Source organism: Oribacterium sp. WCC10, assembly GCF_900113415.1.
Taxonomy (GTDB): domain Bacteria; phylum Bacillota; class Clostridia; order Lachnospirales; family Lachnospiraceae; genus Oribacterium.
The window spans coordinates 119,081-144,787 of sequence record NZ_FOPH01000004.1 but is presented as its reverse complement, the minus strand read 5'-3'; the positions used below and the strand labels follow the sequence as shown (position 1 = coordinate 144,787).

Annotated in this window: 21 protein-coding genes; all 21 read left to right on the top strand. The window is 42.1% G+C overall.

Translation table 11 applies throughout. The features are described 5' to 3' along the window. The first annotated feature begins 50 nt into the window (after nt 1–50). The 21 genes from BM294_RS04415 (at nt 51) to rhuM (ending at nt 25,589) form a co-directional block, all read left to right on the top strand. A complete protein-coding gene (locus BM294_RS04415) occupies nt 51–1,076 on the top strand; it encodes a methionine ABC transporter ATP-binding protein (protein ID WP_091205269.1) in 1,026 nt (341 codons plus the stop codon). Continuing rightward, a complete protein-coding gene (locus BM294_RS04410; protein WP_091205267.1) occupies nt 1,076–1,738 on the top strand; it encodes a methionine ABC transporter permease in 663 nt (220 codons plus the stop codon). The genes BM294_RS04415 and BM294_RS04410 overlap by 1 nt, the downstream gene beginning before the upstream one ends. A gap of 207 nt (nt 1,739–1,945) precedes the next feature. Next, nucleotides 1,946–2,893 carry a MetQ/NlpA family ABC transporter substrate-binding protein gene (locus BM294_RS04405; RefSeq protein ID WP_091205265.1) on the top strand — a complete coding sequence of 316 codons (948 nt, stop codon included), beginning with the start codon at nt 1,946–1,948 and terminating at the stop codon, nt 2,891–2,893. A 719-nt stretch (nt 2,894–3,612) separates the two neighbouring features. Continuing rightward, nucleotides 3,613–5,853 (top strand): anaerobic ribonucleoside-triphosphate reductase, encoded by a 2,241-nt coding sequence (nrdD, locus tag BM294_RS04400; RefSeq protein WP_091205263.1) that lies wholly within the window; start codon nt 3,613–3,615, stop codon nt 5,851–5,853. A gap of 322 nt (nt 5,854–6,175) precedes the next feature. Beyond that, complete coding sequence (tatB, locus tag BM294_RS04395; RefSeq protein WP_091205261.1) at nt 6,176–6,700, top strand: Sec-independent protein translocase protein TatB; 525 nt, start codon at nt 6,176–6,178, stop codon at nt 6,698–6,700. Between the two features lie 166 nt (nt 6,701–6,866). Next, the gene (locus BM294_RS04390) at nt 6,867–7,070 is read left to right on the top strand and encodes a Sec-independent protein translocase subunit TatA/TatB (RefSeq protein ID WP_091205259.1); all 204 of its coding nucleotides are present in this window, start codon (nt 6,867–6,869) and stop codon (nt 7,068–7,070) included. Continuing rightward, nucleotides 7,054–7,842: a twin-arginine translocase subunit TatC gene (tatC, locus tag BM294_RS04385; protein WP_091205257.1), complete on the top strand. Its 789-nt coding sequence runs from the start codon at nt 7,054–7,056 to the stop codon at nt 7,840–7,842. The genes BM294_RS04390 and tatC overlap by 17 nt, the downstream gene beginning before the upstream one ends. 202 nt (nt 7,843–8,044) lie before the next feature. Further along, nucleotides 8,045–8,602, top strand: coding sequence for an anaerobic ribonucleoside-triphosphate reductase activating protein (nrdG, locus tag BM294_RS04380; protein WP_091205255.1), 558 nt, complete (start codon nt 8,045–8,047; stop codon nt 8,600–8,602). Between the two features lie 335 nt (nt 8,603–8,937). Then, nucleotides 8,938–11,016, top strand: a complete 2,079-nt coding sequence (locus BM294_RS04375) for a methyl-accepting chemotaxis protein (RefSeq protein WP_175494504.1) — start codon at nt 8,938–8,940, stop codon at nt 11,014–11,016. A 514-nt stretch (nt 11,017–11,530) separates the two neighbouring features. Beyond that, the gene (locus BM294_RS04370) at nt 11,531–12,889 is read left to right on the top strand and encodes a DUF975 family protein (protein WP_091205251.1); all 1,359 of its coding nucleotides are present in this window, start codon (nt 11,531–11,533) and stop codon (nt 12,887–12,889) included. Between the two features lies 1 nt (nt 12,890). Then, nucleotides 12,891–13,358: a transcriptional regulator NrdR gene (gene nrdR / locus BM294_RS04365; protein WP_091205249.1), complete on the top strand. Its 468-nt coding sequence runs from the start codon at nt 12,891–12,893 to the stop codon at nt 13,356–13,358. A 5-nt stretch (nt 13,359–13,363) separates the two neighbouring features. Then, complete coding sequence (gene aroD / locus BM294_RS04360) at nt 13,364–14,647, top strand: type I 3-dehydroquinate dehydratase (protein ID WP_091205247.1); 1,284 nt, start codon at nt 13,364–13,366, stop codon at nt 14,645–14,647. Nucleotides 14,648–14,952: 305 nt separating this feature from the next. Then, nucleotides 14,953–15,936: a C40 family peptidase gene (locus tag BM294_RS04355; protein ID WP_242944417.1), complete on the top strand. Its 984-nt coding sequence runs from the start codon at nt 14,953–14,955 to the stop codon at nt 15,934–15,936. A 217-nt stretch (nt 15,937–16,153) separates the two neighbouring features. Then, the gene (locus BM294_RS04350) at nt 16,154–16,897 is read left to right on the top strand and encodes a hypothetical protein (protein WP_091205245.1); all 744 of its coding nucleotides are present in this window, start codon (nt 16,154–16,156) and stop codon (nt 16,895–16,897) included. A gap of 124 nt (nt 16,898–17,021) precedes the next feature. Then, complete coding sequence (locus BM294_RS04345; protein WP_091205243.1) at nt 17,022–20,162, top strand: response regulator; 3,141 nt, start codon at nt 17,022–17,024, stop codon at nt 20,160–20,162. A 105-nt stretch (nt 20,163–20,267) separates the two neighbouring features. Next, nucleotides 20,268–21,620, top strand: coding sequence for a hypothetical protein (locus tag BM294_RS04340; protein WP_091205241.1), 1,353 nt, complete (start codon nt 20,268–20,270; stop codon nt 21,618–21,620). A 178-nt stretch (nt 21,621–21,798) separates the two neighbouring features. Then, nucleotides 21,799–22,461 carry a ribulose-phosphate 3-epimerase gene (locus BM294_RS04335; RefSeq protein ID WP_091205236.1) on the top strand — a complete coding sequence of 221 codons (663 nt, stop codon included), beginning with the start codon at nt 21,799–21,801 and terminating at the stop codon, nt 22,459–22,461. A gap of 156 nt (nt 22,462–22,617) precedes the next feature. Continuing rightward, nucleotides 22,618–23,313, top strand: a complete 696-nt coding sequence (locus tag BM294_RS04330; RefSeq protein WP_091205235.1) for an IspD/TarI family cytidylyltransferase — start codon at nt 22,618–22,620, stop codon at nt 23,311–23,313. A 263-nt stretch (nt 23,314–23,576) separates the two neighbouring features. Continuing rightward, on the top strand, nt 23,577–24,644 hold the full coding sequence (locus BM294_RS04325; protein WP_242944416.1) for a galactitol-1-phosphate 5-dehydrogenase: 1,068 nt from the start codon (nt 23,577–23,579) through the stop codon (nt 24,642–24,644). A 32-nt stretch (nt 24,645–24,676) separates the two neighbouring features. Next, entirely contained in the window at nt 24,677–24,904 is a 228-nt protein-coding gene (locus BM294_RS04320) for a hypothetical protein (RefSeq protein WP_091205234.1), read from the top strand. Next, nucleotides 24,891–25,589, top strand: a complete 699-nt coding sequence (rhuM, locus tag BM294_RS04315) for a RhuM family protein (RefSeq protein ID WP_242944415.1) — start codon at nt 24,891–24,893, stop codon at nt 25,587–25,589. The genes BM294_RS04320 and rhuM overlap by 14 nt, the downstream gene beginning before the upstream one ends. Nucleotides 25,590–25,707: the final 118 nt, after the last annotated feature.

Sequence of the window (25,707 nt, the reverse complement as noted above, 5' to 3'; positions counted from 1 at the left end):
TGACGTCGAGCCCGCGATTCATGAATAAAATCACATTTTGGGAGGATTTAATGGCAAAGGGTGACAATATCATCCGATTGGTTAACATGGGCAAAGCATTCCATACAAGTTCCGGGGATGTAGTGGCTCTTGATGACATCAATCTGGATATAAAGGAGGGTTCGATTCAGGGAATCATCGGACTTTCCGGTGCGGGTAAATCTACACTTGTAAGGTGTATCAACTACCTTGAGATTCCTACCAGCGGAAAGGTTATCTTCGAGGGAAAGTCCCTCGGCGACCTTTCGGACAAGGAAGTTCGTGAAGCAAGAAGAAATATGGGTATGATATTCCAACAGTTCAATCTTCTTGATCAGAGAAATCTTCTTAATAATGTAACATTTCCACTGGAGATAGCCGGAGTTGATAAGAAGCAGGCAAGAGAAAGAGCTATGGAGCTTCTTAAGATGGTAGGACTTGAGGAAAGAGTCAAGAACTATCCGGCACAGCTTTCCGGAGGTCAGAAGCAGAGGGTGGCTATCGCAAGAGCTCTTGCCACCAATCCCAAAGTGTTGCTTTGCGATGAAGCAACATCAGCACTGGATCCTAAAACCACAACACAGATACTCGATCTTCTTAAAAAGATAAATGAAGAGATGGGAGTTACAGTTATAGTCATTACTCACCAGATGTCAGTTATTGAGGCTATATGTGATTCGGTTGCCATCATTGATCACAGTCACATCGCAGAGAGCGGCCCTGTGTCGGAAGTATTTAACAATCCTAAAACAGAGATAGGAAGAAGACTTATACTTGGGGACGGAGATGCTGATTCTGCAAGACCGGTGATTTTCGGGGAAGGCGGCAATAAAAAGATACGTATAGTATTTGACGGACATTCTGCGCATCAGCCCATAATATCGGATATGACATTAAGCTGTAAGATCCCGGTAAATATCCTGTTTGCCAATACAAAAGAGGTAGAAGGAAAGGCTGTCGGACAGATGATCATAGAACTTCCGGATAAAGAGGAGGATGCTGATAAAATTAAACAGTATCTTAGAACCAATGATATCATTTTTGAGGAGGTGGACTGATGGATGCTGCATCAATTTCCATGTATCTTGAGGAAACCTGGGCGACCATTTATATGACACTTATTTCCAGTGCCATATCATATCTCATAGGCATTCCGCTCGGTGTCATACTTGTTGTTACCGATAAGGATGGCATAGCTCCGTGCAGTCCGGTTCATACGGTGCTTGGCGTTATCATCAATATTTTCAGATCCATACCGTTTCTTATTCTGCTTGTTATGGTACTTCCGCTTACCAAGCTTCTTGTGGGAACTACACTGGGACCAAAGGCTATCATTCCGCCGCTTATCATAGCGTCGGCTCCTTACATCGGACGTATGGTGGAGTCTTCCTTAAAGGAAGTTAGCGCCGGAGTCATAGAGGCGGCTAAATCCATGGGAGCCAGCAACTGGCAGATCATTACAAAGGTTCTTATACCTGAAGCTAAGCCAAGCCTTCTTGTGGGCGCCGCAATCTGTATCACAACAATTCTCAGCTATTCGGCTATGGCAGGTTTTGTCGGAGGCGGAGGACTCGGAGCCATTGCCCTTAACTATGGTTACTATCGTTATAAGACAGACATCATGATGGTGGCAGTTGTAGTACTGGTAGTGCTTGTGCAGATCATTCAGGAACTCTGGATGAGGCTTTCAAGAGCAACGGATAAGAGAATCAGAAGCTGAGGCTTTGACACTCTGATATGGTATTTTATGTTAATGTTTATATAGAACATTGACCTAAGATAGAGGAACATGCCTGTTTATCAAGGCGAGGTATTCGGAGAGACTATCCGAAGAATTCTGTCAGGGCAGATTTGAACCTGACATGCAGCATAAACTGTTCTGAAAAACGACGGGTTATGATGCAGATAAATGAGGAGGGAAATCATTATGAAGAAAAATCTTGCAGTAACACTTGCGGCATTACTTGCAGCAGCATCACTTGCAGGCTGCGGTTCATCAAGCTCTGCAACTGCTGCGACAGAAGCAGCAAAGACAGAGGCAGCAGCTGAAACAACAGCCGCAGCAGAGGAGACAAAGGCTGAGGAGACAAAGGCTGCTGACGAGAAGAAAGAGACAGCTGACGGAGACATCACACCTCTTGAGGAGCCTGTAGACATCAAGATCGGTGCTACACCGAGCCCGCACGCTGAGATACTTGAAGCAGCTAAGGATGCTCTTAAGGCAGCAGGCATCAACATAGAGGTAGTTGTTTACAATGATTATGTTCAGCCAAACCTTGCTGTAGATCAGGGTGAGCTTCAGGCTAACTATTTCCAGCACCAGCCATATCTTGATGATTTCAATGCCGAGAACAATACTCACGTTACATCAGTAGGCGTTGTACACTATGAGCCGTTCGGAATCTATGCAGGAAAGTCAAACGACCTTGCGAATATCGATGACGGGGCTCAGATTGCAGTTCCTAATGATACTACAAATGAGGCACGTGCACTTCAGCTTCTTCAGGCTCAGGGTGTTATCACACTTAAGGATGGTGTAGGTCTCACTGCTACAAAGCAGGATATCGTTGAGAATCCTCACAAGGTTGAGATCCTTGAGGTTGAGGCTGCTCAGATTCCACGTTCAATTGAGTCAGTTGATTTCGCATGCATGAACGGAAATTACGCTATCGATGCAGGTTTCAAGCCATCAGATGCCCTTGCTCAGGAGGATGCTTCTTCAGAGGCAGCTCAGACTTATGCCAACATTGTAGCTGTATCAGAAGCAGATGCTGATTCTGAGTGGGCAAAGAAGCTTGTTGAGGTTCTTCAGTCACAGGAAATTACAGATTATATCAACAACACATATGAAGGCGGCGTAATCCCTATCAAGTGATTCATTAGCCGGCTGTACAACACTATATGTATGATTGGCTTTTGTGTTACGTTTGAGCGTGATATATCTGTATGCTATTGATGCAGCAGATGCACAATATGTAGTATGGTTATAGACACCGGTCTTTTTTCGGATGATACGGGTCAAAGATTATAATCACAGTATATTATGTCGTAGATGACCGGATATACAATATATGGTGTTCTTAATATGATATTTTCTATCCCCACGCAGGTTGACTGCGTGGGGATTTTTGTGTTATAACCCATAAGCTCAAAAAGAAAAATTAACTGAACACTTAAGAATATAAAATCAAGACAGCAAAATTAACAAAACAGCCGTGATTTAGTGAGTTGACGGGAAAGTCCTTTAACTACGGGATTCTGATATTAAAAACAGCTGAAATCACGTGGTTCTATAAGTAAGAGTGAAGAGCGCAAAATTCTACGTTTTTTACAAAAAAATGACTTTTTTGCTTTTGCTGTTTCATTTAGCCTGAAATAGTAGTATATTTTATCTATACACAAGATGTAGTGTTTGACACGAAGTTCAAAACAATATTTGGTGAGTGAAGAACACATGAAATAAATATTTTTTTATGACACATACCGATGGGAATGTCAGTATTGTCAGATTGAATCACAGAAGAGCTTTCAGGTCATCAAAGAGATGAGTTGGAGATTTTTTCGAGTTTTGAGGGAGCTATAGGGGGAGCAAAGATGGAAGTATTAACAGAGACTGTTAAGCAGAATGTAATCAAGCGTAACGGAAAGGAAGTACAGTTCGATCTTACAAAGATTGCGAATGCTATCCGTAAGGCCAACAATGAGGTAGAACCTATCTACCAGATGAATGAGTACCAGATCATGGGCGTTGCTGACAATGTAGCAAGCAAGTGTGCAAGACTCAATAGAGCAGTCAGCGTAGAAGAGATTCAGGACATGGTTGAGACCGGCATCATGGAGATGCGAGGCTATGAGGTTGCCCAGAAGTATGTTCGTTATCGTTATAAGAGAGAAATCGCCCGTAAGTCCAACACTACAGATGATGATATCCTTTCACTTATCGATCAGTCCAATGAGGAACTCAAGCAGGAGAACTCAAACAAGAATCCTGTTATAAATTCAACACAGCGTGACTATATGGCGGGCGAGGTATCAAAGGATCTTACAAAGAGACTTCTTCTTCCTGAGGATATCGTAAAGGCTCATGAAGAGGGAATCATACATTTCCATGATTCTGACTATTTTGCCCAGAAGGAGCACAACTGTGACCTCATTAACCTTGAGGATATGCTTCAGAACGGAACAGTTATATCTCAGACAATGATTGAGAAGCCACACAGCTTCTACACAGCCTGCAACATTACAACACAGATCATTGCACAGGTGGCTTCAAACCAGTACGGCGGACAGTCATTTACACTTTCGCATCTTGCACCGTTCGTAGACATTTCACGCCAGAAGATAAAGAATCAGGTAGTGGAGGAGAATGCCGAAGCCGGTGTTGAGATGACAGATGATCAGATCAGAAAGATCGTTGAGAAACGTCTCCATGAGGAAGTGACCCGTGGAGTACAGACTATCCAGTATCAGCTCATCACACTTATGACCTGTAACGGTCAGGCGCCTTTCGTAACTATGTTCATGTATCTTGATGAGGTTCCTGAGGGACAGACAAGAGACGATCTTGCCATGGTTATCGAGGAAGTTCTGAAGCAGAGAATGAAGGGTGTCAAGAATGAGAAGGGTGTATGGATCACACCTGCATTCCCTAAGATCATCTATACTCTTGATGAGGACAATATCTATCCTCAGTCAAGATACTATTATCTCACAGAGCTTGCAGCAAAGTGCACAGCCAAGAGAATGGTACCTGACTACATCTCAGCCAAGAAGATGATTGAGTATAAGGGTGATGTATATCCTTGCATGGGATGCCGTTCATTCCTTACACCTGATAATGAAAATAATGCAGAAGGCCTCTGCGATGCCGGCAATAAGTCAAACAGCAAGACATTTGCTGAAGGTAAACACAAGTATTATGGACGTTTCAATCAGGGTGTAGTAACTATCAACCTTGTTGATGTGGCATGTGCTTCTCATGGAGATATGGATCTTTTCTGGAATATCTTTGACGAGAGACTTGAACTTTGCCACAGAGCACTCAGACTTCGTCACGAGAGACTTCTCGGAACTACATCAGATGTTGCACCTATCCTTTGGCAGTACGGCGCTCTTGCAAGACTTAAGAAGGGCGAGAAGATAGACAGACTTCTTTACGGAAACTACTCAACCATATCTCTCGGCTATTCAGGTCTTTACGAGATGTGCGTTCGTATGACAGGAAAGTCACATACAGATCCTGAGGCAAAGCCATTTGCACTTAAGGTAATGCAGCACATGAATGATAAGTGTGCTGAGTGGAGAAAGGCAGAGAACATCAGCTATTCACTTTACGGCACACCTATGGAGTCAACAACATACAAGTTTGCCAAGGCGCTTCAGAAGAGATTCGGTATCATCAAGGGTGTAACAGATCATAACTATGTTACAAACTCATATCATGTAAATGTACGTGAGAAGATCGATGCCTTCACAAAGCTTAAGTTTGAGGCTGATTTCCAGAAGCTTTCACCGGGAGGCGCTATATCATACGTTGAGGTTCCTAACATGCAGAACAATATTCCTGCTGTACTCAGCGTTATGAAGTTCATCTATGACAATATCATGTATGCCGAGCTTAACACAAAGTCAGATTACTGTGAGTGCTGCGGATATGACGGCGAGATCAAGATCGTTGAAGATGAGATGGGTAAGCTTGTCTGGGAGTGTCCGAACTGCGGAAACCGTGATCAGAGCAAGATGTCTGTTGCCAGAAGAACATGTGGATATATCGGTACACAGTACTGGAATCAGGGACGTACTCAGGAGATTCAGGACAGAGTATTACATCTGTGATTGTCTATAAAACCAAAAAAATTTTTTTGAGAAAAAGTATCAAATAAAAACAATTTTTAACCAAAAAAATTTTTTGAGAAAAAGTAGCGAAAATCTACAAAACCCCGTATGTAAACCGAAAGCCATTTAACCATGGGTAAAAACTCAAAATTTCAAAACTATATGTAAACTAAAAAAAGACAAACTGCTCCAGGGAAAAAGCTCCCGGAGTGGTTTGTCTTTTAATTTATTTTTTGTAAATATGATTGCATTTGATTAACAGAAACTTATATAATAGTGTAGTTGCTTTTAGGGCAATAATACTGAAAAGTAAGGAAATATTATGAAGATTGGGTTTTCTGAAATTATCATCATTTTTATCGTAGCATTGGTGGTTATCGGCCCTGACAAGCTTCCGGAATATGCAAAAAAACTGGGTGAAGCTCTTCGTCAGTTCCGTGACGTTTCCAATGATCTGACGAAGGATATCAAGGAAACCGTTATTGAACCTCTGGAGGAGGCGCAGAAGCCTATCAGAGAAGCTATTCAGCCTATGACGGATGCCACCAATGATATTAAAAAGAACTTCACAGACGTTAAAAAATCGATGAACGACATCGGCAAGGCATCACCGAAAAAAGCAGATGCTGTTAAGACTGACAAAGGTATCGACATACCGGCACCAACTGCTGAGATGGTAGAAGCTATCAAGGAAGCTGACAAGGCTGAGATGGCAGAAGAGCTTAAGGCTAAGGAAGATACTGACGCGACAACAGAAACTGTCGAGAAGAAAGAAGAGTCAGTTGAATCTGTTGAGAATTCAGCTGTGAAGGCAACGGCTGAGACATCGGTTCAGGAGACAGTCTGATTTTTGCAGATATTGTTGTTATAGGGGAATCGCATAGAAAACACTTGCAGTTCCATACATGATAACAGATTTTGGATATTCCATAATGTTAAGTTGAAAATCAAAAATGAATGAAATGTCGGTTTCCGGTGTATTAAACAGAAACTGATATAAGAAGGAGATAAATATGAGAATCGGAACACAGGAACTTATAATCGTACTTGCAATTGTAGTTATAGTATTTGGACCTACACAGATCCCAAAGCTTACAAAGATGTTCGGAAAGTCTATCAAGAGCTTCCGTGAAGGTGTAAATGAAGCTGAAGCCGAGGATGCAAAGGACAATACTGTAACAGAGACAAAGGCAGCAGAGGATGAAAAGAAAGACTGATAACAATGAGAACGGCGGAGAGATGACTCTGTCGGGGCACCTTGCCGAGCTCAGAAATCGTATCATAGTTATCATGATTGTACTTATAGCGGCGATGCTTGTGGGACTGCACTATGCTGAGATCATAGTTACAGCACTTCTTGAGATAGGACGTGCAAGAGGTTATCAGTTCGTATACATAGCTCCGCAGGAGATGCTGATACAGTATTTTTCACTGTCGTTGATTTTTGCAGCACTTATCGGATTGCCGCTTATCTTTTATGAGATATATGCATTTATGAGTCCGGGTCTAAAGCATACAGAGAAGCTGTTTATGATGCTGGCTATCATATTCGGTATCATATTCGGATTTCTCGGAATACTGTTTGCTTACAAGATATTGATTCCGTTTATGCTCTATTTTCTTTTGGATATGAGCAAAGGTGTCAATGTTTCGGCTGCCATCAGTGTTGGAAACTATATTTCCTTCCTTATGACTATATTTATCATTTTTGCGGTGATATTTGAGTTCCCTGTGGTATCTGTGCTGTTGAGTCAGCTCGGTATCATAAAGGTGAAGTGGATGCGAAAGGCTCGAAAGTTCATGATAGTGGCGATATTCTTTATGGCTGCTATAGTGACTCCACCGGATATAGTATCTCAGGTTATGGTCGCGTTACCTATGATTCTGCTTTATGAGTTAAGCATTATTCTTTGTACCATACTTGGAGTATTCCGTAAAAAGGAAAAGGCCGTAGCTTCAGAGTCTGAAGAAGCAGAAGAAACTGAATAACTATGGAAGTTTTGATTTAGTCATGGCTTCCTGTAAAATGTCACGTGAATTGTCGCGTGACATTTTTTTATGTCAATTTGTATCAATAAAGAAACATGCCACAAGGCGCATTAAAAAAGATACTGTACTTGAGGTGATTTAAAATATATATTAATTTTATATGGAATTTACGAAGCAGTATGTGCTGCGGAATGGAGAGAATATGCACTACGCAGAAATAAAGCATTTCGATATTGCAAACGGTCCGGGTGTCAGGCTCAGTCTTTTTGTGTCCGGGTGTACACACAAGTGTCCGGGATGCTTCAATGAAGTAGCATGGCCTTTTGACTATGGAAAGGAGTTCACCAGGGAAGTGGAGGACAGCATACTGGATGAACTTTCAGATGAAGCTTATCAGGGTATGACACTTCTTGGGGGAGAACCCTTTGAACCTCAGAATCAGAAGGGACTTATCTCCTTGATCACGCGGTTCAAAGACAGATATCCTGAAAAGGATCTATGGATCTTTTCCGGATACCTTTTCGATGAAGATATGCTTGGATGGATGTCGGAACAGTGTCCGGAAACGAAAGAGATACTTAAACGTGCGGATGTTATAGTTGACGGTGAGTTTAAGATTGCACTCAAAGACATTACACTTTTATATAAAGGTTCTTCCAATCAGAGAACTATCGATGTTCAGAAATCATTAGAGACAGGTGAGATCGTGCAGTGGGATCCGGGTGAAGGAACCACAGTATCAAGTAGAACCCACCTGTAATGTTTGCAAATGTCTGCCATTAAATCAAGACAGACGTATTTGGTCTGTTACAGAGTGATACGAAGGTTGTAACAGAGTCTGAGTTTATTACATAGTTTCGTGAAGATAAGTTTAGAAAGTAATATTCTGTATATTTAATCATTATTGAGGGGCGTTATATGACGTACCCTCAATTCTTATATTTATTCGTATATGATAGGGCCATCTTTTTGAATTTTGATAATTCATGATCGAGTATTAATAAAAAATGTCTAACTGCCGATAAAAAGAGTAGGTAATGGAAAATTCTTCTACAAATAGGAAGAATACTTTGTTCATACATGGCAGGAGGCAGTATGAGTAAATTGAGAAAGAGCGAGAGAAACAGCGGTAATAAGCCGTTTGTAAGTCTCGCCGTACGTATACCCACCATTGTAGCCGGTGCGGTCTTTGTCGTTGTGGCTATTATTTGTATTGCATTTGGTTATATGACTTTCAAAAATGTTGACAGAATGGCACAAAACCAGATCAGTAATGTAGCCGGAAAGAATGTTCTTACAGTGCAGAAGTATATGAATGGTATGAACATTTATGCCGATGCCCTTGGAGACAGCATCCTGAACTATGAGGCGTTGGGAAGAGAGGAAGGGGAATCCGCAATAGTTGCGCAGCTTACACAGGCTGTAAAGTCAGGAAAGATATTCTCTGCGTACTTTGCATTTGAACCTGACGGACTTTTCCCGGATACACCTGACGGATTGTCATATTATGTCTATCCCAGTGGCAGCGATGTGAAAACAGATATATTCAATGATTATGATGTTTACAGTACAGAAGATTACTACGCACCTACAAAGGAAAGTCTTCAGACTCACATCACGGCGCCTTATGAATATGAACTGACGGATGGAACAAAGGTATATCTCATCACACTCAGTACTCCTATTCTGAAGGACGGAAAATTCATTGGAGTTGCAAACTGTGATATGCTTCTTGATACACTTGAAGTTCTTGATTATGAGACAGGAGGCTACAGCAGCTCATATATCACTTTGTCAGATTCAGCTTCAACATTCATAGCACATACCAAGGATTCAAGTCTTGTTGGACAGCCTGCGGGATTCTCACAATCCATGACAGACAAGACATTGACACAGGGTATGTTTACCAAGAGCGTAAGTGACAGCATTGGCGGGGCCAAGTCATTTGCGATTTTCGCTCCTGTAACCCTCGAAGGAACAGATCTTAAGTGGGTACTTACAGATATCGTTCATAAAGACGAAGTACATGCTGAACTGTATCGTTCACTTCTCATAGTGGTTATCATCGGAATCATCGGAATAGTTGTTCTCGGATTTATATCTGTAAATGTAGTGAGACATGCACTTGCTCCTATAAAACCTCTCATGAAGATCGCAGAGGAAGTAGGACAGTTTAACCTGAGCGAAAGTGCTGATGTAAGTAAATATCCTAATGATGAGCTTGGGGTACTTGCCGGAATCTTCCTCAAAATGGAAGATAATCTGAGACAGATCATAAAGGATGTGGATCATGTCCTTGCATGTATGGCAAACGGAGATTTCACTGTAAACAGTTCGTGTCCGGACAGATACGTTGGCGACATGCACAGTACTCTGGAATCCATCAACAAGATCCGAAGCACTCTTGGAAGCTCTCTTCGTCAGATCAATGCATCTGCCGCTAAGGTGGCAAACAATTCTTCTCAGATATCCGACGGCGCACAGGCTCTTGCACAGGGTGCTACAGAGCAGGCCGGTTCTGTTCAGGAATTGAGTGCAACCATAAACGATGTTAATGAAGAGGTAAGAGGCACTGCAGATAATGCTGAAAAGGCAAGCAATATCGCATTACGAACTCAGGAGGCTATCAATGTAAGTAATGCTGAGATGCATAAGCTGACAGATTCCATGGATGCCATCGAGGAGGCTTCCAATAAGATTCAGGATGTCATCACCATCATTGATAACATTGCTTTCCAGACCAATATTCTTTCACTTAATGCAGCCATCGAGGCGGCACGTGCAGGTCAGGCAGGTAAGGGCTTCGCAGTAGTTGCGGATGAAGTCGGAAACCTTGCAAAGAGAAGCCAGGAGGCTGCACAGAGTACCAGTGATCTCATTCAGATGGTGACAGAGGCTGTAAACAGAGGAAAAGAAATAACCGATGAAACAGCTGAGGCTCTGAAAACAGTGTCAGGATATTCAGATGAAACCAACAGCATGATAAAGCAGATTTCAGTGGCTTCAATGAAGCAGGCTGATGCTCTAAATCAGATAAGTGTCGGAATCAATCAGATATCAGAAGTTGTTCAGAACAACTCGTCCACATCGGAGGAGAGTGCAGCCGCAAGTATTGAGCTTGCAAATGAAGCCCGCAGACTTAATGAACTTGTTGAGCCGTTCAAGCTTCCGTAAATGATTTTGATGTTCAGCCGGGGATAGAGTAAGTTTTACCTGCTGTCATCAAAAAACCAGGCGCTTCGGCAAAAAAATTAAACAGCTCCCTTAAGAACCACCAGCTCCCTGGCAGTTTTCTGGTTTTCCCGATGAAAACTGAGAATTGCCGAGGGAATCAAGGAAAAAGATTCAAGTGGTTCCTGAGGGGGCTGTTTTGCTGTTTAAACCACAGCCTAACATTTTTAAACTGATGCCCGCAGGTTCTGATCAGAACTCAATTCCAGGCTGAACTGTAATATAGTTTATTATTTAGTATATAGCCCTTTAGTATAAGGCTATAGTAAAAGCACAACATGTGGTATAATACGATGAAAAGGTCAAGTTCCTGAATGTTTTTTATGTTCCGGAGAGGACAGATATGTATATAGGAATTAAGACCCGATAAACATCGTTTATACATGACCCGGTTAGATAGCATCGGTCTGTCAGGTGTGTGGATAAAAACGTTGTTAATAGATGAGGAGTATATATTATGATGACATTATCTCAGATCAAGTCATTCGCCAAACGTCAGCTGAATGGCAATCTTTTAGCGGCCATCGGAGCCATGATCCTGAGTTTTCTTTGTTCTTTGCTTTGGTGTACAGCAGTATTTTTCGTTATTATAGTAGGAATCTTGGGGAAGATACTGGGATGGGTGACGACATTTGATCCGATACCGTTCATGTATGACGGACCGGTATTTTATGTTACCGCCGGCATTATGATTGCAGCACTGTTGATTCTTGGATTATATATAATGGTGGGACTCGCTCTTGGATCTCAGATGCTGTATCTGGATATCGCCAGAGGAAAGAAAGTCGGTGCGCTTCAGATATTCAGAGGATTCAAAGACGGTGTACACATGAAGAATTACTTTCTTGTTGTACTTCTGATATACATTATCGAAATTTTGATCACGGCACCGGATCTTATCATCGGTTTCAGATCCGGGTTCAGGTCCGCTGATTATACCATCACCAATCTGATAACCAATTTCATAGTTTTTGTTGTGATGATGTTCATGAGCCTGTCGACATATGCTTCTGCGGATCATAGGGAAATGAACGCTTTTGAAGCTGTAAAGATTTCTTTACACCTTATGAGAAATCGCAAATTCAAGCTGCTTGTATTTGAACTTAGTTTCATAGGGTGGATTCTCCTGATGTTTATCACGGGAGGACTTGCGGGATTTTGGGTTATCCCTTATTTCAATACGGCATTGGCGATCTTTTATCTCAGTGCTTATGGCGAGGATTATCAGAGTTCTATAAAGGATGCCGAGTACAGGGCTAAGGGTACAGGCGATCAGGGACGAACTTCCGAAACCATGGGAGGAAAAGCTGATGCTGAAGCCGGGGAATTCTCGGAAAATACCGCTGAAGAACCAAAAGACGTATATGTAAAGGGCGATGCGTCTCCTGACAATAAGACGACCAAAAGAAGCTTTGAAGAGGTAAGAGATCAGTATACTGATACAGGTTCAGGCGATACCGGAATAGTGAACCGGGAAAGCAATACACTTTGGGCTGAATCCACTAAGAAGGAGCCTGATAAGATGGCAGGTGAGTGGACACAGGATGAGGAAAGCGTTGCATCTTCCGATGTATCAGAAGAGACTGTACTTGATAAATCAGGCAATGAAAACAGTGAAGCCGTTTCTGAAACAGCAGAGAGCATTAAACAGGAAGTTAAGTCCAGAGATTCTGCGGAGATAGATATTGCCGGGAATGATAAACCGGAAGATGATGCATTTGCAGACTACGAGAAGTGGAAGAGGGATCATGGGATAACTATCGACAATCCGGATCCTTTCCACACAAAGTATCAGAATGGGAAGAAAGGGGAATGATATGAAGTGTCCGTTTTGTAATGCAGAAGATACCAGAGTTATAGATTCAAGACCTGCTGATGACAACACAGCGATAAGACGACGTCGTCAGTGTGAGGTCTGCGGGAAGAGATTTACTACCTACGAAAAGCTTGAGACCATGCCAATGATGGTCATCAAAAAGGATCAGAGCCGAGTGCCTTATGACCGTTCAAAGATTGAAGCCGGTATAGTACGAAGCTGTCATAAGCGTCCTATCTCAACGGCACAGATAAATCAGGTTGTGGACGAGATAGAGAATGAGATATTTTCAACAGGTGAGCGGGAGATACAGACATCTGAAATCGGAGAGCTGGTTATGGACAAGCTGAAGGCTCTTGATCAGGTGGCATATGTAAGATTTGCATCGGTTTACAGAGAGTTTAAGGATGTAAATACATTTGTTGATGAGATTGGTAAGCTTCTTAAAAATCAAAAAAACGGAGACTGATAAGAATGACAAAACATAAGGTAAAGGTTATAGTTCCCATTACAGGGGATACTAAGGATAAGATTCTGGAAGAAGCTCAGGTGATAGCACGTACTGATGCTGATGTGGTGGAGTGGAGATACGATCTGGCGAAGTCTCTATATCAGTTTAATGATGCAGGATCTGCAGGTGATGCCATGATATTCAGTGCGGTTGAGAAAATGCAGGTTATCCTAAGTATGCTGCTTGAGAAGATGCCGGGTAAACAGCTTCTGTTTACCATAAGAACCAGATGTCAGGGTGGTGAATTTCCGAATATTCCCATGGCTTATGAAAGACTTATATGTGAAGCCATTAAGACAAGGTGTGTAAGCTTTGTGGATATAGAGGATACCACAGATGAGAAAAGCATGAAAAGCATCATGAAGTTAGCGACTGACTATGATGTAAAAACCATTGCGTCCTACCATAACTTCGATATGACACCTGACTTTACCGAAATCATGGAAAAGTTTTCCGGACTCCTGGCTACGGGAGCTGACATCATAAAGACTGCATATATGCCACGAAGTGCAGCAGATGTTGCCACTGTATTGAGTGCAACAGCCTACTTTAAGGAGCAGGAGCATTCAGGTCATGAGATGATAACCATGGCCATGGGCAGTCTAGGAAAGATCAGTCGTGTAAGCGGAGCCATATTCGGCTCGGACTATACATTTGCATCGGTCGGAGAAACCAGTGCGCCTGGACAGATGCCGATAGAAACAGTAAGAAACATCATGTCTATGCTTGGAGATGCTTCTTCAGAAAACCTTTATCTCATTGGATTCATGGCATCCGGAAAGTCAACAATCTCCGCAAAACTTCATGAACTTACGGGAAAGCCGGTTTTCGAGATGGATCGCTATATTGAGGAAAAGATGGGCATGAGCATAACAGATATCTTCGATAAGTTCGGTGAAGAAAGATTCAGGGAGATTGAGACTGAGACGCTCAGGGAGATAAGACCTGACAGCGGAGCTATCATCTCTACAGGAGGCGGTGCACCAATGCGAGCTGAAAATCGTGAGATCATGAGTTCCCAGGGAAAGGTGGTATATCTTTCAGTGAAGCCCGAAACTGTCATAAAAAGACTTTCGGTTAATCAGACTGACCGTCCGGTTCTTGCAGGACATGTAAATATTGAGTATGTTACAGAGCTTCTTAAAAAGAGAGATCCTGTTTACAGAGAGACTGCGGATGTAGTGCTTGAGACAGACGATATGAGTATTGAAGAGATTTATAAGGCAATAATGGATCTTTGTTTTTGATGAGACATTTTTGATATGAGAAAGACTCTCCGATGAGCAATGTCATTAAGTTAAGATGACATTGTTCTGATGGAGGGTCTTTTTATTTTGCCCTGCAAAAGGTATAGGAAACTGTAGAATTGTCCGGAACTTATACGGATGGTAATACAGTCGAAAATACATATGTGAGTTACAAGTACTCCGGGAACGTACATCATGATGAGGTGAGTGTCAAAAGTATTTGCCACTTACTGATTAGCGCCAATTTACATATCCGTGTGCAATGTACTTCCGGACATGATACTGAATGGGATGGGATATATAAGGTGAAGTTTTTCGGGGGTTATAGAGATATACTGAATAATAAAATCACATTACGAAGAATTGCAGTGGTAGTTGCGGGCGTAGTTTTAACAGTAGCTATGCCTTCTTTTGCTGACCAGAAAACGAGATTTGCAATAGATGGCAGTGCTCAAATGACAGTCAGGGAAATGAAGGAAGCAGCAGAAGAGAAAGATAAGAGAGCTTCATCAGAATATACGGTTACATCGGATAACAGCAGTGAAGAGGTTACAGAAACAGAGAACACCAGTGAACACGATTCTGAGCCTAAAAGCAATAGCGACAGTAATACTGAATCAAAAAGCACCGGTGAACATGATATAGAGTCAAAAAACAAAGTCAAGTCAGAAGAACAGGAAACAGCAGAGAAAGAAGAAAAAACTGAAAAGAAAGATAATACAAGTACGGAGGATTTGAGTCGGCTTCTCAATATAAAAGCAGATGTCTCAGGTCAGAACAATGATGCGCTGAGGCTTGATCCTGAAGAGACATTGACTTATGAACAGGAGACAGAGGTTCTCAGCACCACAGAGATCGAACGTTATGTGAAAGCAAACTACTCGGTTTTGCAGCAGTTTACAAATGAAAGTGAATATACCACAAGAGCAAGACAGGCGGTAATCAGTTATGCCATGCAGTTTATCGGCAATCCTTATGTCTGGGGCGGCACATCACTTACTAACGGTGCTGACTGCTCAGGATTTGTGCAGGAGATATTCAGACATTTCGGAATCACTACCGGAAGGACGTCGAGAGACCAGTACGCGAACTGCGTTTATCTGAAGGGAAAAGAAGTGATGCCGGGGGATCTGATATTCTATGCAGATAATACGGGTTATATAAATCACGTCGCCATATATGCCGGGAACTATATGATCATCCATGCGGCCAACAGGAAGGCCGGCATAAAAATAAACCGCTATGACTATAAGCAGCCATACGCTTACGGAAGATTCATAGCTAATTAAAGCGTTATGCATAGCAAAAGGACGTGAGTTATGAGTGTTCAGTAGCACATTGCACACGAATGTGTGCGTTAGCGCTAATCAGTGAGTGGCAAATACTTTTGACACTCACGTCATTTATATTAATTTGAAAATGGTCGATATATAGATACGAGGATAGAATGTGTAACTCTATCTTTCTGTAACTGTATAGCATAATTGTGATAGAGAGGAGACAAGGATGGCACTCGAAATTAACAATTTGACCACTACGCTCATAAAGAGCAATGACTCGCTTAAGAAGACTGAAGGGACAGGGAAGTCCGCGCAAGCTTCATCGGCAGACAAAGTAACAGATCTCAAAACACAGGCATCGGATCTAAATATGTCAGTAGATTCATTTGTTCGATCAAAAGATTCGGAGGGAGATGCAGCAGAGAGCGGCGGAAGCAGCTCAAATGGAAGACGTGATATGCTTCTTGATGTATCGAAGGCCGAAAAGTATGGTGTCGTTAAACTAAGTCAGGAGCAGCGTACAGAGCTCGTTTCAAAGCTGAAGGAGCAGCAGGAGTCTATACAGACTCAGTTCCTTCAAAAGATGACTACAGGTACCATGGGAGAACAGTTCCGTCAATGGAGCGCTGCCAATGCCGACCTTACTCAGGACGGTGACGGTATCTGGAAGTTCATAGCAAGCGGAAACTATACAGTTGATGCAGAAACGAAGGCTGCGGCACAGGAAGCAATTTCCGAGGGCGGCTACTACAGTGTTGAGAAGACTTCACAGAGAATTTTCGATTTTGTGGCAGCTATGGCAGGAGATAACGTTGAGCTAATGCAAAAACTTCAGGCGGCAGTACAGGATGGTTATGACCAGGCCACAAAGGCCTGGGGAGGAGAACTTCCTGAGATTAGCTCGAAGACTCTGGAGGCCACCTACAAGCTGTTTGACGACTATTACAAAGAACGAGGTGTTGAGGCATAAGAGACCGGGGGGAACGCCTTAATCAGCGTTTCCATAGAATTTATATGCAGGCAGGGGGCCGAGAGGGGGAATCTGGCTCTCTGCATTGTATTAATGAACAGACGTCACATTTCAGAGGAAACACATGATTCAGAAGACATTCATCATACATGACGAGAGTGAAACATTTGAGTTACTTGCAAGCGTAAGGCTATATACCTGGTATCAGAATGCCAAATGTACCTTTGTTTTTTTGAGTTGCTCCAATGCGCCACATATTCAGATTCAGCAGGTCGTGAGAGTGCTGAAAAGTGCTTATCCCGGAATCAAAGTTCTTGCCGGTTCACAGGCTGTAAATGATGGAATGGACGGACGATGCACGGTAAGAATCAGTTTCCTTTATTTTGATAAATCAGAGGTTGATACCTGCACATTTGATTACAACAGAATAAGCCGAGAAAAGGCTATGGAACGCGCCGGTGATTTTCTGAAAAAGAAGGAGAATCTCAGGGGCGTTTGTGTGATACCTATAGGTGGGGAAATAGGTCTTTCGGAATTTTTGGAAACAGTTTCTAAGCCTTATCCCGATGTACCATTCTTTGGTGGCCTTGCAGGGGATCCCATAGATTCAAAGTTGCCGGTTGATCAGAGCGGTTTTGTCATGACGGATATCATGACAGACAGAGGCATTGCTCTTGCTGCGTTTTATGGAGAAGAACTTCATGTTGTGGCTGATATCCAGACTCCATGGAAAGCTGTAGGACGTGAACTCACAGCCAGAGTTGATAATAAGATCAAAAACAACAGACACGCTGATCTACGACTTAAGAGTCTTGACGATAAGCCGCCTGTGGATATATACAGGCATTATCTTGGCGTGGAGTTTAATGATTTTTTCCTTCAGAATGTGAGGGAATTTCCGCTTATACTTAATCATGATAAAGATGATAAGATCGTTAACATTCCCATGGATTTCAGCGAGACAGGTGAACTGTTCTATTACAGCGGAATTCGTGACGGAGACAAGCTGAGACTCGGTTATGGTAATCCCGAAGATTTTCTGAGAAAAGCAGATGCCGGAAGTCAGATCATTGACTCTTTCGGTGCGGAAAGCCTTCTTATATTCCTGTGCTATACCCATAAGATGATACTCAAAAATCAGAGCAGCGAAGAGATAAAGTGTTATCTCAGAAACTGTGTGGGTCTTAATTACTATTATTCCCTGGGTGAAATCTGTCGTTTTGAAGGAGTCGGAAATATACAGAACGGAGCACTGGTGGCTGTTGCCATGAGAGAGGGAGATAAGGATAGGGAAGTGGAGAATACTCTGTTCAATTTTCAGAGTGATTCCGGAAAAAGGGATATAGTTCCACTTAATGAGCGACTGATTAACTTCCTTGAAGTAACCACCAATGAGTACGACGAGATGGCTCAAATAGCCGAGCAGGCCAACAAGGCCAAGTCCGATTTCCTTTCAAATATGTCTCATGAGATACGAACTCCGATAAATGCTGTTCTCGGAATGGATGAGATGATACTTAGGGATACTGAGGAAGTGAAGACCAGGCAGTATGCCGAAAATATTCAGGATGCCGGCAATGTCCTCCTGTCCCTCGTTAATGACATTCTCGATTTCTCAAAGATTGAAGCCGGAAAGATGAATATCATTCCGGTTGAATATGATGCCAGATCCACACTGAACGACCTTCTAAACATGGTTAAAAAGCGTGCAAAGGATAAGGGACTGGATCTTAGGGTGCAGATTGACCCCAGAATCCCGTGTATCATGAGAGGCGATGTCATAAGACTTAAACAGATTATTCTCAATATAGTGAATAATGCTATCAAGTATACAAACTATGGCTCCATATTACTTCGGGCAGTGCTTACGGATATTGACAGGGAGAATGGAATCGTAGAGTTAAGAGCCAATGTCATCGACAGCGGCATTGGAATAAGAAGAAGCGACATACCAAGACTTTTCAACGCCTTTGACCGTATAGAAGAAAAGAGAAACAGAGACGTGGAAGGAACGGGTCTCGGTATGAACATTACCCAGAAACTGCTTCAGGCGATGGACAGTCATCTGGAAGTAGACAGTATCTATGGAGTCGGATCCACCTTCAGCTTCAATCTGAAGCAGGAAGTCGTGGACTGGACGCCGGTTGGTAACTTTGCGCTTCTCATCAGTAAGGACAGGCGGCAGAATGTGGTTTACAAGCCGGGATTTACAGCACAGAATGCGAGAATCCTTGTGGTAGATGATGCACCTATGAACCTTCAGGTGGTGCAGGGACTTCTGGACGGAACTGAGATGCAGCTTGACACGGCCATCAGCGGTGCGGACTGCCTGAGCTGGATACAACAGAATAAGTATGATCTGATACTTCTTGACTATCGTATGCCTCAGATGGATGGAATCGAGACGCTGCATGCCATCCGTGCGCTTGGAGGATGGAGGGCTACGGTTCCTGTTATCTGCCTCACTGCCAATGCAATCACCGGTGCAAGAGAGCAGTACCTGAAAGCCGGGTTTGACGACTATGTAACAAAACCCATAAAGCCTCAGGTACTTGAAGAAACCATAATCCAGTATCTTCCAAAGGAATACATTCACATCAATCAGGTTCCTCAAAAGTCAGCTGATGAAGAGGGAGGACCTACAGAGCTTCATATGGACAAGGAGGGTAATGTTTCAGGCCCGCCATATCCTGTGACTCTGTTTATGAATGAAGAGCTTGACATTTATCATGCTCTTAATGCCTGTGCCGGTCCAAAGAGGTTCGTTCAGAATCTGAAAGAATACATGAAGAGATTTCCGAAGTCTGTTGAAGAGATACAGGAACTATATGACAAAAGAGATATTCCCGGATTCACCATCAAGGTACATGCTCTTAAGAGTTCCTCTGCCCTTGTGGGTTTCGTGAGACTCAGTCGTCTGTGTGCGATTCTTGAGAAGGATGGCGATACCGGAGAGATCGATGATATCGACGAAAAGGCACCTGAGCTTTTCATGCTTGCCAAAAAGATCATGTCATATCAGTATGATCTTGAAGAGGAAAAGGTTGGCAATGCCGGTGAAATAAATCCTATAGGTTTGGGTAAGGCTTACGAAGCAATAAAGAATGCCGTCAATGACTATGATTATGATGAACTGACAGGCATTCTGGAATCACTTTCAAGATATGCCCTTCCGGAAAAGGACAGGGCAAAGGTGCAAAGGCTCAGTGAGGCGGCGGATGAGCTTGATTGGGAGCTGCTTTCGGAGATAATGGGAGAGGAATGAAGCATAGCATGATGCAGCACATTGCACACGAATGCGTGCGTTGGCGCTAATCAGTGAGTGGCAAATGCTTTTTTTGACACTCACGTCATATAATAGGAGTATGGTATGCGGAAGGTTTTGAAAAATCAATTGGCAGAGCTTATTGCGCTTTTACCGGAAGCTCATGAAAAAATACTTGAGAGTATTGAAAAAAATGATGTTGATACTGCCACAATCTGTCTATCCGACTGCCAGAACACAGCTGTTGCAGTAGGTACAAAGATTGATGAAACAGAAGGTGAAGGAACAACAGCTGTGAAGTCTCTTGAAGCATATTGCGAGCTGTTGTTTCAAATTCATCAGGAGATTTCAACGGGAAATGCTGAAAAAAAGAGCATTCAAAAGAGGTTGAAGAAAAGTTTCATCGACATTTCCAATAAATTCCTTTATGAGATTCCTGACACAAAAGAAGTGGTTTTTCTTCCTTACAAGGCATCAATGTGGGATTCACTGGAAAGTGTGTGGAAAAAAGCTGATGCAGATCCGCTGGTGGATGCCAAGGTTATACCTATTCCATACTATGACAAGAATCCTGACGGTTCATTCAAGGAACTGCACTACGAGGGAGGGCAATTTCCTAAGGATGTGCCTGTAGTTTTCTATGAAAATTACAATCTTGAAAAGAATCATCCAGATGAGATATACATCCATAATCCTTATGATGATGCGAACTATGTTACAAGTGTACATCCGTATTTTTACTCGAGTAACATAAGGAAGTTTACAGATAAGCTTGTTTATATCCCGTATTTCGTTCTGGAAGAAATAGATCCGGGAAATAAAGCGGCTATCGAAGGAATAAAACATTTTATAGAAACTCCTGCTGTTATCAATGCTCATGAAGTTATAGTTCAGTCAGAAAATATGCGTAAAGCTTATGTGGAATGCATGGTGAATCTGACGGGAGAGGAAAACCGCGAATATTTCGAACAGAAAATAAAGGGAACAGGCTCGCCAAAGATTGAAAAGATAAAGTCTATGACTATAGATGACGTGGAGATGCCTATGGAGTGGAAGAAATACATCTACAGAAATGACGGAAGTCGTAAAAAGATAATCATTTACAACACAAGTGTAGGAACACTACTTCAGGAATCCGAGCAGATGCTCAGAAAGATGCTGGATGTATTCAGGATATTTAAGGAGCATCGGAATGAGGTTACACTTCTTTGGAGACCCCATCCTCTTATAAAGGCAACTATATGCTCTATGAGACCACAGCTTTATGCGGCTTACGAGAAAATCGTGGAAAGATATAAGTCTGAGGATTTTGGCATCTATGATGACACGGCAGATATGGACAGGGCACTTGTTATGGCAGATGCCTACTATGGAGATCAAAGCAGTCTGGTAACGTTATGTAAGGCAATAGGGATGCCGATAATGATACAGAATGCACATGTGATAGAAGAGGAATGAAAAGAAACTCTATAGAGTCTGTTCATCTGGCATACAATGAGAACTGTACTATATATGAAACAATCAGATCGTTAAAGTTATGTCTGAAATTAGAGCTAAGGAAACGCTGATTATATCAGCGTTTCCCTAAATATAGCATTAATCGATGATATAGTATTAAATATAGCGGGGTGGGGGGATGAAATTTGATTTAAATGCATCCATGATGTGTGCTGACTTCGGGCACATGTATGATGAAATCAAAGCACTTGAAGAGGCGGATATCGATTCCTTTCATGTTGATATCATGGACGGAAGATATGTGCCTAATTTTGCCATGTCACTTTATGATCTTAAGTGTATTGCGGAAAACACCAATAAACCTTTAGATGTCCATCTGATGATAGTTCATCCCAGAAACAGTATAAAACTGTTTCTCAAGGAACTAAGACCGGGGGATACAGTCTATATACATCCGGAAGCGGAGTATCATCCATCTGCAACACTTCAGACAATAATTGATGCGGGCATGGTTCCGGGTATAGCTATAAATCCCGGGACTAGTGTCGAGTCCATAATGGAACTCATGAGAGTTGTTGACAAAGTTCTCGTAATGAGCGTGAATCCCGGAAACGCAGGGCAGATGTTCCTGCCGTATGTGGACAAGAAGATCACAAAACTTCTATCACTTAAGGATGAGATGAATATAAAGCTTTATTGGGATGGCGCCTGTTCTTATGAAAAAATACAGACTTATGCACCAAGAGGTATAGACGGTTTCGTTCTGGGAAGTACCATACTTTTTGGAAAGGACAGATCCTATAAAGAGATTCTTTCGGATGTCAGAAGTATGAGGTTTTGATATGTCTTACGGCTTTTCAAAGTATAATTATTGCATTTATATGTGAATCTTGGATTTCTTAGGAGATTCAAGATTCTATTGTGTATTGAGTCAATAGGCCGATGGCTTTGAAGTATATGAGTAAAAAAGGGCTGTATATACAGGAGGATAACAGAAATGCTGAGAGCATTACTACTTTCCGGAGGAAAAGGAACAAGGCTCGGAGAGGATATTCCAAAGCAGTATATAAAGGTAAACGGAAGGATGATCATCGAATACAGCATGGAGACATTACTGTCCTGTAATGAGATTGATTCTCTTACCATAGTCGCGGATCCGGAATGGCGGGATGAAATACTGAAGGTGCTGGAAGGGATGAAGTGCAGCGAGAAATTTCAAGGTTTTGCTGACCCGGGTGAAACGCGACAACTATCAATATACAACGGGCTTTTAATAATGAAGGATAATGTTTTCGGAAGCGACGCTGTTCTTATACATGATGCAGCGAGACCACGACTTAAAGCGAATATGATAAAGGAAATGATTAAAGCATTTACAGATTCAGAGGGAGTTATGCCGGTGATTCCCATGAAGGATACAGTGTATGTGGTGGATGATTCAGGAAAACTCAAGTCGCTTCTTGAGAGGAAAAATGTGGTGGCAGGTCAGGCACCTGAGCTTTTTTTGTTTTCGGAATATCTGAAAGCTAATGAGAAAATGATAAAAGCCGGACGTATGGAAAGTATAAACGGATCTACAGAGCCGGCATTTCTTTCCGGTATGGATATCACGACTATTCCGGGGGATGAAGACAATTTCAAAATAACGACCAAAGAGGATCTGGAGAGATTCAGAGGATTGATGGAGAACTGATAGAATAAAACGGCTGGCGTTACAAAGATTACCGCTGTTTAGAATGTGATATATATATATAAGAAATCAGTTCTTTAATGACATAGATTAAGTGGTGTTTGAATCGATAATTTGAGTTAAAATGTTGGATATAAGTATCATATGGCGTGAGTTATGAGTGTTCGAGAAGGGCATAAAGTCTCAAATCAACGTGCAAGCACGTGATGTGGTACTTTTTACCCTTACATCATCATATGATAAATCAATAGGCAGAAGGATGGAACATGGAGATGAAGGCCTGGAAACTTGATGAAACAGGAAAAATAAATTTTTATGATGATGTACCGGTTCCGGAACCGGAAGCCGGGGAAGTACTTATAAAAGTAAATGCAGCAGGTATATGCGGGTCGGATGTTCCGAGAGTATATAGAGATGGAGCCCATAACATGCCACTCGTTATAGGACATGAGTTTTCCGGACAAGTGGAAAAGATTGGGGCAAATGTGGATAAGGGTAAGCTTGGAAAACGGATGGGAATATTTCCGCTGATTCCATGCAGGAAATGTCCTTCATGTCGTGAGAAAAAGTACGAAATGTGTTCGAATTACAGCTATCTCGGTTCAAGAAGGGATGGTGGATTTTCTGAGTATGTTACTGTACCGGAATGGAATCTCATAGAGCTTCCGGAAGGTGTGACGTGTGAACAGGCGGCTATGCTGGAACCAATGGCGGTTTCGGTTCATGCCATGAGACAGCTTCCCATAGAAAAGACGGACTCTGTTCTTGTTTGCGGTGCAGGTACTATAGGGCAGCTTCTTGTTATGTTCCTTTTGGAGCGAGGAATGGAAAATGTTTATGTGGCAGGTAATAAGGATTTTCAGAAAAAGATACTTCTCGATATGGGGCTTCCGGAGGGGCATTTCTATAATATAAAGGATGGTGATCTCCATAAATGGGTAATGGATAAAACCTTAGGTTCAGGAGTGGATGCATATTTTGAATGCGTGGGCAGAAATGAGACTATAGCAGACAGTGTGGAGCTTGTGAAAGCAGGTGGACAGGTGTGTCTCATGGGAAATCCGGCAGGAGATATGTCATTTTCCAAGGTGAACTACTGGAAGATACTGAGAAAACAGTTAACTCTCAAGGGAACGTGGAATTCCTCTTATCTTGGAGATGATGAAGATGCAGTATCAGATGACTGGCACTATGTAATGCGGAAGCTTTCGGAGGGAAAGATACATCCTGAGAAACTGATCACCCATAGATTAAGGCTTAATGAACTGGAAAAAGGACTTCTTATAATGAGAGATAAGACTGAGGATTACGTGAAAATCATGGTAAAGTTTTAAAGCGAACAGGAATTCCTGGAGCTGATAAAATTATGATAATTTGTGAGGCACTGCATATTAGACCTGAACTACTGTTGGTAGGTATATCCGGAGAAGTAGATACCGACAAAATATGTGAGCCTGATGAGTTGGACATGAAGATTATGGAAGAAACCAGAAAGTTGTCAGACGGGCAGAAAAAAAGAATATTGGCTTACATGAGTATGCTTCAAAACATGAAGAAAAAAAACAGGCAGGAGGAAGTCGTTGAACAGTTTTGATAAACAAATGGAAATGGTACTATATCACTCTGATGAGGGAGATGTGTCTGTTAATGCCTATATTAAGGAGGAGAGTCTGTGGATTACACAGAAAGCAATGGCAGAGTTATTTGGAGTTAAGGTTCCGGCCATTAGCAAACATTTAAAAAGAATATTTGAAGAAGGTGAATTAGATGAGAATGTGGTTGTTTCCAAAATGGAAATAACCAGCCCTCATGGTGCGATACCAGGGAAAATCCAAATCGGAGAAGCTATGTTTTATAATCTTGATGCTATTATCTCTGTCGGATACAGAGTTAATTCTAAAAAAGCAACAAGATTCAGAATATGGGCTACTACGGTACTAAAAGAGTACATGAAAAAAGGATTCGTTATGGATGATGAAGGTTTGAAACAGGGAAAGAATGCTTTTGCCAAAGACTATTTTAGAGAACTGTTGGAGCGCGTTCGATCCATTCGAGCAAGTGAACGTCGTATATGGCAGCAGATTACGGACATTTTTGCGGAATGCAGCATCGACTATACAAAAGATTCGGATGAGGCGTATCATTTCTATGCAACCATTCAGAACAGGTTTCATTATGCAATAACGAATCACACAGCGGCAGAGATTGTGTACCAATCAGCTGATCATAGGAAAGAGCATATGAGGAGTATGATATTTTTAATAAGACTCAGCCGATAGAATCGGATTTTGACAAAGAAATAAAGAAAATGCTTTCTGGAGAAAATGTGAGGAAGTAAAATGAAAAAAGATGCTTATGGTCACTTGGCAACTGGTCAGTAAAAGTGAAAGAATGTGA

What these genes read in the sequence shown, in the direction of transcription:
- BM294_RS04325 (WP_242944416.1), top strand. Translation starts at nt 23,577, where the DNA reads ATGGAGATGAAGGCCTGGAAACTTGATGAAACAGGAAAAATAAATTTT.
- nrdG (WP_091205255.1), top strand. Translation starts at nt 8,045, where the DNA reads ATGCACTACGCAGAAATAAAGCATTTCGATATTGCAAACGGTCCGGGT.
- BM294_RS04375 (WP_175494504.1), top strand. Translation starts at nt 8,938, where the DNA reads ATGAGTAAATTGAGAAAGAGCGAGAGAAACAGCGGTAATAAGCCGTTT.
- BM294_RS04335 (WP_091205236.1), top strand. Translation starts at nt 21,799, where the DNA reads ATGAAATTTGATTTAAATGCATCCATGATGTGTGCTGACTTCGGGCAC.
- BM294_RS04345 (WP_091205243.1), top strand. Translation starts at nt 17,022, where the DNA reads ATGATTCAGAAGACATTCATCATACATGACGAGAGTGAAACATTTGAG.
- BM294_RS04415 (WP_091205269.1), top strand. Translation starts at nt 51, where the DNA reads ATGGCAAAGGGTGACAATATCATCCGATTGGTTAACATGGGCAAAGCA.
- BM294_RS04330 (WP_091205235.1), top strand. Translation starts at nt 22,618, where the DNA reads ATGCTGAGAGCATTACTACTTTCCGGAGGAAAAGGAACAAGGCTCGGA.
- aroD (WP_091205247.1), top strand. Translation starts at nt 13,364, where the DNA reads ATGACAAAACATAAGGTAAAGGTTATAGTTCCCATTACAGGGGATACT.
- BM294_RS04405 (WP_091205265.1), top strand. Translation starts at nt 1,946, where the DNA reads ATGAAGAAAAATCTTGCAGTAACACTTGCGGCATTACTTGCAGCAGCA.
- BM294_RS04320 (WP_091205234.1), top strand. Translation starts at nt 24,677, where the DNA reads ATGATAATTTGTGAGGCACTGCATATTAGACCTGAACTACTGTTGGTA.
- BM294_RS04340 (WP_091205241.1), top strand. Translation starts at nt 20,268, where the DNA reads ATGCGGAAGGTTTTGAAAAATCAATTGGCAGAGCTTATTGCGCTTTTA.
- tatC (WP_091205257.1), top strand. Translation starts at nt 7,054, where the DNA reads ATGAAAAGAAAGACTGATAACAATGAGAACGGCGGAGAGATGACTCTG.
- nrdD (WP_091205263.1), top strand. Translation starts at nt 3,613, where the DNA reads ATGGAAGTATTAACAGAGACTGTTAAGCAGAATGTAATCAAGCGTAAC.
- nrdR (WP_091205249.1), top strand. Translation starts at nt 12,891, where the DNA reads ATGAAGTGTCCGTTTTGTAATGCAGAAGATACCAGAGTTATAGATTCA.
- tatB (WP_091205261.1), top strand. Translation starts at nt 6,176, where the DNA reads ATGAAGATTGGGTTTTCTGAAATTATCATCATTTTTATCGTAGCATTG.
- BM294_RS04350 (WP_091205245.1), top strand. Translation starts at nt 16,154, where the DNA reads ATGGCACTCGAAATTAACAATTTGACCACTACGCTCATAAAGAGCAAT.
- BM294_RS04410 (WP_091205267.1), top strand. Translation starts at nt 1,076, where the DNA reads ATGGATGCTGCATCAATTTCCATGTATCTTGAGGAAACCTGGGCGACC.
- BM294_RS04370 (WP_091205251.1), top strand. Translation starts at nt 11,531, where the DNA reads ATGATGACATTATCTCAGATCAAGTCATTCGCCAAACGTCAGCTGAAT.
- BM294_RS04390 (WP_091205259.1), top strand. Translation starts at nt 6,867, where the DNA reads ATGAGAATCGGAACACAGGAACTTATAATCGTACTTGCAATTGTAGTT.